The organism is Chitinophaga sp. (assembly GCF_039596135.1).
Classification (GTDB): Bacteria; Bacteroidota; Bacteroidia; order Chitinophagales; family Chitinophagaceae; genus Chitinophaga.
This window is the reverse complement of record NZ_JBCNKH010000006.1, coordinates 194059-204926: the sequence shown is the minus strand read 5'-3', so window position 1 is coordinate 204926 and position 10868 is coordinate 194059. Positions and strand designations below refer to the sequence as shown.

Here is a 10868-nt window from a genome sequence, read left to right as displayed (position 1 = left end):
TGTGTATAAATCAGTACGACAACACTGACATGCCGTTTCCGCAATAGCATGCTCTCCCCTGAAACCATCATGCCCACTGGTCTTTGCAAAGTATAAGGTGGAACCTTCGGCACTGATGTCTTTCCTGTTATCCAGCCAGATGGCGCCCGCCTGTCCATCAGGTAATAAAGCCATATCAAAATAACGCTGGTCATAGCTACTGGTATCTGTAACCAGTTGTTGCGGTGCAGACCATGTCTTACCTGCATCCAGCGAATGTGTATAGAATACCCTGCCAGCCCATTGATTGCGCGGATCATGCTGTTCTACACCATACATGGCAATTATTTCACCATCTGGTTTGAACAATAATTTCGGCATATTCTCAGCATGCGGCAACACATTGTTGGCCACCGGTATGGCATGCGGTGTGGAAAAAGTATCGCCTTCCTGCACCGCATAATACATGGTACCTGTATCTGCACCCGGCTGTGTTGCTACCCAGCTGATAACTTTTTTACCATCCGCAGTTTCTGATATAAATGCACAGGATGCCTCTCCATGTGAAAGCACATATTCTTTATCTTTATTAGGATGGCAGGCCGAAAGAAAGCCTGCCAACACGATCCACAATTTATTTTTCATCATTTAAATGAATAAGCAATTCCAAAATCAAATGTTCTCTTCTGTCCGGGATAATAGCTGGTGCTATAAGCCGTTTTTTCCGCTGTCGTTGCATAAATCACATCTGCTGCATTGCGGCAATTGATCCAGCACTCAAAACTCCTCCATGCATAACCGGTGCGAATGTTCAACAAATCATATCCATTGTACATTTTGGTATTCTTTGGGTCCATGTAATATTTACTAATGTGCTGCCACTCTGCACCAATCCTGAATCCTTTTATGAATGCAGGTTTGAAGGTCACTTCACAATTTGTAATCACATGCGGTGCTCCATTCATCTGGTTACCGCTATAAGACACTCCCTTCTCTGTATAGTCATTAAAGAAATGATCTGCGTACTGACCACTTACACGAAGCTGTATAGATGTAACAGGTGTATAACGCACATTCCATTCCACACCTCTATGTGTAGTATGTCCTGCATTCTGATTCAGGTAGGAACCATCTGACTGCCGTACACTTATTATTTCATTGTTCCCTTTCATTTCATACACACTCACATCCACGTATCCTTTATCATTTGCAAATCCCAGCCAACCGCCAACTTCATAGTTATTGTAAGTAGCTGGTTTCAGTGTAGGTACTTTTACGCCTGTGTATAATTCGGTAATATTCGGAGGTGCAAAACCTACACTATAGTTCGCATACAATCCACGACTATGCCCCAGATCATAAGTCAATCCCAACTTAGGCGTAAATGCATTGAAGTTGTTTTTCCCACTGGCAGCACCAGTATAAGAGGTAGCTGATAAATGGTTTTCGAAATTATAATCCATGCGGTCATAACGCAATGCTGCTACCAGTTTCAATCCCTGTGCCAGCGTCATATTGCCCTGTACATAAGCAGCGGTATTCAGCAACTTTACATTATAATTTGTGAGCACAGAATCGGTGGGTGTATAATGTATGTAATAACCTGCTGCATTCTTATCCACATCTATGTAGTTAGCAATGTAACCTGCAGGGCTGTAATCCACACTCACACCAGCGATGATACCTGCATCCTGCCAGCCGAATTCTTTCTTATGCTGCAGGATGATTCCATAACTTTTAAAACTATCATTATTGATTTGCCCTGATGCTTTCAACGCATCAGTTTTGGAATCAGAGATGTAATAAAATGGATTTTGTTTGATACTCGTGTTTCTGAAAAAGGCGGTAAATGTAGTATGGTTCAGATCATTCCAGTCATGCTCTACCGTACTTCTGTAGCGGAATGCATTCACCTTTCTGTAGGAGAAGGTCTGAAAGTTTGTATAATTCTTACCAAAGAAGTGTGCACTATCCAGGCCACCTATCTGGTCGGTATAATAATCAACCAATGTAGCGGAGTTAATCCATTTGGTATGCTCACTGACCTGGTAATCTCCTCTTACTGTAAACGCGAATTTATGATAGTCACTATGGTCCATGTAACCATGGCGCTGGTTGGCATAATAACCGCCCATAGTAAGTCCTACTTTATTAAATGTATTGGATACATTGAAGTCCGTGCGCTTGTAACCCCTGTCTGTCACCTCTGCCTGCACACGTCCGGTAGGATTTAATGAAGGTGCTGCTGTGATGAAGTTCACTGCGCCCCCTACTGCTTCACTACCGTATAAAGAAGAAGCAGGACCGCGCACCACTTCTATCGTGCGCAATGCAGCCATGTTTATTTCAATGAGTGCATTGTGGTTAAAATCGCCGGTAGTGCGAATAGGAATACCATCTTCCAGGTACAGGAATAAACTCTTATAACCGATCGGTTGGCGGATGGCCATGGTATGCTGCTCATTCTGTAATGGCACCATGTATACACCGCTTACTTTGTTCAATAGCTGATCGAGTGTAGTCGCTTTTGTATCGCGCATTTCCTGTGTAGAGATTCTGCTGATGGCGATAGGTGCATCAGTACGCAATTGTTTATCTCTGCTGCTGGTCACTACAAATTCATTGAGACTGGCAGTAGAAGGATGTAAGGAAATGATGCCTGCTGGCAATAGAATTTTTTGCGATTGATACCCTACGTAGGATACCTGTACGGTGTCTCCGGCAGTGCCGGTAATGGTATATTTTCCCTGTGCATCGGTTACGCAACCTTTGCTATGATGTAATAACTGGACATTTACGCCAGACAATACTTCGCCTGTTTGTGCATCGATCACGCTGCCCTGTACCTGAGCATACGAATGTAAGGACAATAGAACTCCCGCTATTATCGCTAATAGATATTTCATGTGAATGTTAAGTCAATAGGTTATGAATTGAGCAGTGTACTGCTCATCAGATAAAAAGGAAATCAAAGGGAGGATTAGGCTTGTGGGGGGCGGAAGGTATCAGATAAAGGAGTATGTGGTACAGAGCTCTGATAATATGCGATTAATGCGGTGGATCGGGCGAAAGAGCGGAAGTCGTACGAGTAGAGATCATCGATATACGACACTTCGTATTTCTCTTTTCCGGCAGTACCGTTGTTCTGCTGTTGCTGGTCCCGTTCCAGTTGTTTCTTCAGCTGACATTTACCATTACAATGCATATCAGGTTTGTCCCTGTTTACGCAGAGTACGCTGGCTATGTAGTTTTGATTGACCTTATATTCAAGCACAATCAGGTACTGGCTACAGTTCTGTAGCAATAATCCTGTTAAGAGCGCTATGAATAAGAAGTACCTCACGGAACAAAAGTAGGTAAAATATTTTCTAAACTTTATGAGTTAAGTCATAAAAAAACGCTTATGCCGGGTGGCATAAGCGTTTTCTATTATTGTGCTAACATAAACCGTAGTGTCAATCCTCCTCTCGTACTGACTATCGGATAAGCCGTAGAGATCACTGGTATCGTCTGCCTTCGGTCATAGAAGAACCGTAAGTTCAACCTATTATTCACCACATAATCTATGGACGGCGCTATTCCTATCACCTTCTGCCCACTGGTCGGTATCACCAGGTCCGCATCCAGTTTATTATTCACCGTCTTATCATCTCGCAAACTCAAATCTAACCGGAAGTTCATATCATTCGATACCTTCTTGCCCGTTTGCTCGCCCAGGAACTTAAACTTCACGTTCCTGATGCGATAGCTGCCACCCATCGTGATCTCTGTAGAGCGCAATTCTGTCAATTGATAATCGATCAGGCTCAAACTGAGTGAACGGCTCTTCTTAAATTCCACACGCAGGTTCAGACTGTTGGTAAATGTCATATCCACTCCCAGCAATGGTGCAAACTGCTCTGTCATAGTCAGGTTCGGTACCAGGAAGTAAGGAATGTAGTTACCCGAAACGGTATCAATGAATCCCGGATACCCAGCCAGTCTTGGATCCTCGTACAACAATGCGGAGTTGTAAGAGCTCATGCTCAGTGAACCTACATATGCATGGGTGATAGAGAAGTTGGTAAAGTAATTCTTGAACGGCTCTAACTTAGCCAGCCCATTATATGTTACACGCCAGTTAGGACGAGGTATATAATTACTGAACGGATTACTACGCACATTCGCAGGACCACCATTCTTCAGCAATCCGATCTTCTCAGGATCTTTACCTGTATATGCTGCGAGGAAAGCCGGGATCAACACATCCTGTGCATAACGGCTATAACCATAACGATACTCCGGATCCTTTGTATTATAGGTCGGGGTACCTGGTATACTGTTGTAAGGGTTAGCGTTTGCCAAACGATTGGAGATGGTCTTACGATAACGCTCAAAATCCCGGAAGGTAGTCGTCGTTCCCGTCTCTGAATCTATCTTGCCAAATATGGTTTTCACTGCTACATAAGATATCTCAAAACCACCCGCATCATATGGTGTGAGGTGTTGGTACCCTGCAGAATCCATGTTCTTAAACAGCTCTGTATGCGTTTTTGTAAATGACTTGGTCAGACTCAGATCTATACGCCAGTCATTGTAAGGTTCCAGCTGTGCCTGCACCTGCAGTCGCTGTGTAAATTGCTGCTGGAACTGTACGTTGAAGGTGGTATCAGGCGTGATCAAACCTTTCTTTGCAAAATTATCCAGCCATGCTTTCGTTGGCTGCTGCCCTGTTACAAATCCTACGCCCGGCGTAAAGTGTGCCCAGTTCATACCCAATGCCTTCGTACTATCTATATATCCCGGCAACTTGGTACCACTGTTTTCTGAATAGTCCACATTGATACGTTTCAACATCAACAGTGGTTTCATCACAGCTTTCAGAATCGGCGAAATCTCTACATCAGGGTTGTTGTTTGGCGCCGGCTGATTCTTACCTGGTGGTTGTTTACTATTATTGTTGTTCTGCGGTTGCGGTCGCTTTGATGCCGATGAACTAAACTGCCGGAGGAACTTGGACCGGCTATACAGATCAGAGAATTTAAACTCTGCCATCACCGTTTTGTTCTGCGTATTCTCGATTGCATTACCCAGGTACTTAGCGAGTAAGGAAGCGCCTGTCCACCGGTAGTCAAAGCTATAACCCAATGCTACGTTTGTCCAGCTGGTAAGTGGCAGCTTGGCAGTAGGCAGGGTATATGTAATGTTCCCGGAATGATAGTAGTTCGTCGTTCTGCCCAGTTTAAAGAAGTTACGCCACATGGTATCCTTCTTCGCTGCTGTGTTCAACCTGCCTGTCGGCTCATCAATACGGGCATTGTTCACCGCATTGAAGTCCAGGCTGATGCTCTTAGTCAGATCCCATTTCACACCATAGTACCGGTCGAATGTAAAGTACTTGTTGTACGTTTCCGGCAACTTGTATGTACCATCACCACCTACGTTTCTGATACGTGTGGCACCAAACTGTCTCGTAATATCGGCCCTGAAACTAAGCAGGGAAGGTACATAGTTGAAGTTGAAGTCTTTCACCAGGTCCAGCCATTTCGTTTTCGTCTTAAAGAGTTTCTTAAACGGCGTTACATATTTTGGCTGACCGGTAAAGGTATAACCTAAGCCACCTCTGTGCTTGGTGAGCACATCATTTTCAATGATCGGTGAGTGGGCCAGGGTCTGGGAGAATGAATAACTGATGTCGAAGTTTTCCAGGTCCCACAGGTGAAATTTCTTCCTGTTTGGATTCACCCTGCGGATGTTGGTAAAGTTCAGGCTCTTGATTGAGGTAAAGGTTTCTGCTGCCTTGCGGATGGAGTCCCGTTGCCAATCAGACTTCGCCATACGCAGCTTATCCTTCAGCTTGATGTCGAGGTCATATGGATCGTATTCCGGACGGCTCACGGCTCTTGAGTACCCCGCATATACAGGTATCACCATGCCGGCTTTCTTTGGTAAGAGTTTACCAAGGTCAAGGTTAGCAGCTGCATCGTATTGTGTATAGTTATCTCTGAAGCGTTCGTTCACACGTTGATCCAGGTTACCGAATCCGGCAGTATGCATATTGCCTGATATCGTGATCGTACCCAGGTCTGCCAGTTGCAGATCCAGTCTACCCATACCTGCATAACCACCTTTTTCATCCAGACCGGTTAATCGCAATTCATTGAACCAAACCTCACCCGTCTTCGGCAATCCATTATCCTTTGGATTCGTTACACCCAACAGGATGGTGCGTACATCCCCTAAATTCGGATTACCGATTACGCTCATATAATTTGTACCATCAGTCTCTGTATATTTTCTCAGCGCAGAACAGGTATCACAATTATTACGACGCAATTTCAATTCTGTCAGCTTGCTCAGCACAATGTCCATATCATTCGCTGCCGGCCAGATATTATTTGGATTGTTTGGCTGATCCCAGGTAGACACTTTCAATGGTACCTCGTATTCATAATAGTTCTCAACAAAGTCGCTACCGATCCTCACAATGGCTCTCAGGTCGCCGTCTTTCAGTGAGTTCTGGTCTTCCATTGCTTCAGCGTGCAGGTACATTTGCAAATGCTTGTACTGGCGCAGGTCCATACCCAGGTTCTTGGTCACACCACGGCTATCGCCATCTTCCAGACCTTTAATCTGCAATGACATGGATTGTTCGTTCAGCTGTAAGGTAGTATTGTTGGTACTTACCGTGTTCTGACGTGTTACACCCGGCGGCAGTACATAATTGATAGGTTTACGGGAAGAGTTCTCTTCGATATTTACAGCGGTTAAGTTGAAAGATGTATTCCCATCATTCGGCACAGGATCACCTGGCTGCAGTTTATAATTGTACTGACGCCATTGGTTACGCACCAGTTGCAGTTTACCAAAACGTACTACGACAGAGTCCTGGAAGTTAGTCAGGAACATACGCATAAAGCGGATGGACTTGAAGTCAGGAATAGCACCTACTTTCTTATCATATTTATCAATCGGCACTTTGAACTGGTACCAGGTTTCAGTAGTTTTTCTGCCATCTGCCAGTGTTACATCTGCCTGAATCTTATCCACAATGTTGTTGGTACCTACGGCCATATTTGGACGCAGGTTCACTCTGTACTGGAAATATTCTTCTGTTTCATTCAGCGTATTATCCCTGTTCAGATCTTCTGTTTCAGGGATGTTGGTCGCTGCCATGGAGTAGGTTGAATTCGTAGATACAGGAGAGTTACCTTCAGGGTTGCTGTATCTCTTATAACGGATCAGGATGTTACCACTGTCGTAATCACGGTAGTGTTTGTAATCATCATTCGCTGCATCTTTCGCTGCCTGCTGATAGATAACGGAAGCAGTTCCAAAGTTAGCCGCCAGTCTGGACAGGTAATCTTTGTAGTATGTCTGCTCATAGCTGCTTTCCAGACCATCATAACCAACGTCCTGGTATTTGCGGATAGCGGGGTCATTGTCGAACGCCTGTGTGATCTGCTGCTGGAATTTAGGTTGGCGGCCCCATTCAGTTGAGTCAACTTTGTCCAGACCAGTTGTAGGATCCGGCATCCCATTCTCGAAGAATTTATGGGAATCTTTCAGTACGTCTTCAGATATATTACCCAGGTTGAAGTAGAGCTGACCACCGGTACTATTCGCATTATCGATGAAAGGATCCTGGATCCAGAACTCGATGAATTCTACGTTACTGGTTTCAAAGTCACTGTTGTCCAGTGCACGCATGATACCAGCCCATTTCTTCTGCGGATTTCTCAGTTTACCATTTGCATCCACACTATCCCTGCCGGCAGTAAAGTTGTAAGGGCCTCTTTCTGTAGGATAATAGGCTAAGTCGAGGGTACTTAACTGTGCCTGACCAAAGTCGGTAGACTTGTTCGGGAATATTTCCTGCTGATACACCAGGCGGGTACGGTGATCGGATTGTACTTTATTATCAATACCAGTAGGCAACCCTGATGCAGTAGGGATCTGTAGGGTAGGTTCGATAATATACCAGGCCAGTTTTGCCCTGTTAGCGCCATAACCAAGCTGGTTATTGGCCTCTGATTCAGGGAACAATACAGTACCTGCACTATCGCTTGCCTGTGATGGTGTAGATGCCAGTGCCCAGCTGGTAGCCGGGTACTTCAGGTCATACCCACTCTGTGAACCTTCAAAGTCATCGATGTATACCTGTCCCTGGCTACTACCTGCCGCATTTACCAGTTTGCTGTGGCCTGGGAATAATTTGGCCACCTCACCCGTGAACATAATGTTGGAAGGTGTGGTACTATTGAAGTTCGGCAGTTTATTCAGGATACGTGTCAGTGCTTTTGAAGGTGAATTATAGTTCACATCGAAGCCGACCACTGTATTCTTAATGGGGTCTTCCCCATAGTTTACTTTCTGGTAGTAAGGTCGCTCACTCATACGGGCGATGGTAGAACCGAGACTCAGTTTTTCATTCACCACATAGTCAAACCGGGTACCAAAGTAATTGCGCACCTGTGTTCCAAATGAAGCATTGTTTTCAAACTGTACATTGATTGCCTGCCCGGAAGCCAGCACCCCTGAGTTCACGATCTTGATACGGCCCAGGTTATAGTCGATGATATAGTCGACATTTTCACGAAGAAGCTGTCCACCGGCAGTTACCGTTACCGAACCCTGCGGAATGTTGTACCCTCCTAACTGAATTTCAGAAGAGTTACTGGATTTGTAGGTCCCCTTCAGCAGGTAGCGGTTTAGTTGCGGAAACTGTTGTGCAACTACCTTGATGGAGTCATACAACACCTTGAACATATATTGCTTTTCGAGGGTGGGATTTCCACCAAAGGCCTTCTGAATACCCTGTGCAAAAGGTTCCAGTTGCGGGAACATCACACGGCCTGTATTGGAATTGATGGTATATCCTTCCACATAATCAAACACACCATCCGGTTGTGGGTCATTCTGGTTATTCAATCTATCCAGGTTCAGCACAGAGATCAACGGTGCACCGGCCCACTCTCCTGTCGCATCTGGCAAATACCGTTTATCGCTCGGGGTACGGGTTTCGCTGCCCGGGTCTTTATAGTAGATATCCAGGCTGAAATCTGCCCTGTTGATCTGGTAAGCACCTGTTGAATAAATGTTTTTCATCATCAGGTCCCAGATAGGAAGGTTGGGTCTGGCAGAAGTTGCTTTGAGGAGTTTGAGGAAGAGGATCTTCTGGTTTGCACTGTTGTTCTGATCTGGCGGTACATCCTGTGAGAACTCACCCACCTGATATACACGGCCATTGTAAGTATATTGATAGGCTACTGCCAGGACTTCGTCTGCCTGCAACTGTTGGTTGAGGGAGATGAAACCCAGCTGCCGGTTCAGGGTATACTCAGAGGAATCCAGTTTACGGGCAAAGGTCTTTTCATATTCCTGCACCCCCTGTAATCCCATAGATTGTAATCTGCTCACCACAGTTCCGGTATAGCGGCTGGCAGGATCAGAGATGATATTAGAGTATAAATTGTTCGTTCCGTTTGCTGGCAGGTGAGCCCCGGGGGTCACCGTAATAGTCTGATTGTAAGGCGCATATTCAGCCAGGTCCATCAAACCAACGATGTCGCGGGTATTGGTTGTGGCACCGGTTTTATTGGTCACCCATACCTCTATACGGTTTATATACGACAGCGATTTGATTATAGGCAGGTTGCTCATGCTATAATTAAACGTATCGCGGAAGAACTGTCCGAGCAGGAAGTGCCGGTTATCTTCATACTCATCTGCCCTGATCGTGAAATCCTGTACCTGCGTGCCCCCTTTGATGAGGAGGTTTTGCTTCTGGGATTTCTGGTTAGAGAGTACAGAGGTGACGGTGAGCCGGCCAAACTGCAACTGGGTTTTGATACCAAACAGTGATTGCACCCCTGAAATGAGGGTGCTGCGGAGTGGAAAGCTCACGTTACCGGCTTCTATCTTCTTGATGATCTCATCGTCATAGCCGGTATATTCCAGTTTGATCTGGTTTTCGAAATCAAATGTGGATTGTGTGTTATAGTTGGTAGTTATTTTCAGTTTGTCGCCGATCTTGCCCGTCAGGTTCATATTGATGTTCATATCAAAATCGAAGCCGCCGGTTTTCCGGGCCTGCTCGGTGAGTACCGGGTTTTTGATGTTCTGACCCTGGTAACCAAAGGTAAGATCAAGGCTACCCTGAGGGCGGATATCCACTTTACTGCCGCCGAAGATCCTGTCAAACAGTTTACTGCCTTTATACAATTCCGGCCCTGAATTCCTTTGGTTCAGGGATCCCAGGGTACTGGCTCTTTTTTGCCAGTAGTCCTGCTCACTTTTCTGCGCCTGTAATCTGTTAAATTCTTCGAAGCTGAGGAGAGTGGGGTTACGGTAATAGTGGTCACCTATTTTTTCCGATACAGTGTATTCCTTCGTAACAGGATCATAATCAACTGACTGTGTGATATTCTTCGGATCTTTAAGATCGATTTCATTACGTATGGGATCAGTAATACGGGTACCGAACCTGTCTTTGATGGGGTACTTGAGGGTATCCCGTTTGACAGTATCTTTCACCGTGGTATCCTTACCAACAATATCTTTTGGTTGCCAGTGTTGTTTATAAATATCGCTGCTATAACCCGAACGATTCCTTGCTGCAGTATTAACAATAAAAAAGGAAGCGACTCCTATTACTGCTATAGCACCATAATTTGTCTTCCTTGACAAGAGAAATAGGTTTTAATAGAGGTCAGGGTAAAAGTTTACAGACCTGCAACTCCCCTTAGTAACCCATCTAATTGAAAATGAAGGGCTACTATGGTCATTTCAGATCTGACATAGTGGTTTTGCTTTCAGTACCTGCAGTCTTTTCCTTCCAGAATTCGCAATAGTGGTCCTGCTCAGTACTGATTTTTCAGCGCAGACGAGCCAACTTTACCTGGCTGCCG

The 10868-nt window shown here is 45.1% G+C and carries 4 protein-coding genes; all 4 read right to left on the bottom strand.

What is annotated here, in order from left to right; genetic code table 11:
- Window positions 1-627, bottom strand: a 627-nt coding sequence (locus tag ABDW16_RS07030; RefSeq protein ID WP_343668674.1) for a hypothetical protein, incomplete at its 3' end; no start/stop codon positions are given.
- Window positions 624-2885, bottom strand: coding sequence for a TonB-dependent receptor (locus ABDW16_RS07025; protein WP_343668673.1), 2262 nt, complete (start codon window positions 2883-2885; stop codon window positions 624-626). The genes ABDW16_RS07025 and ABDW16_RS07030, both read right to left, overlap by 4 nt.
- Before the next feature lie 74 nt (window positions 2886-2959).
- Complete coding sequence (locus ABDW16_RS07020) at window positions 2960-3322, bottom strand: hypothetical protein (protein ID WP_343668672.1); 363 nt, start codon at window positions 3320-3322, stop codon at window positions 2960-2962.
- A gap of 86 nt (window positions 3323-3408) precedes the next feature.
- Window positions 3409-10647: a cell surface protein SprA gene (gene sprA / locus ABDW16_RS07015; protein WP_343668671.1), complete on the bottom strand. Its 7239-nt coding sequence runs from the start codon at window positions 10645-10647 to the stop codon at window positions 3409-3411.
- Between the last annotated feature and the right edge of the window lie 221 nt (window positions 10648-10868).

Coding starts and splice junctions, on each gene's coding strand:
- ABDW16_RS07025 (WP_343668673.1), bottom strand. CDS start 2,885: ATGAAATATCTATTAGCGATAATAGCGGGAGTTCTATTGTCCTTACAT.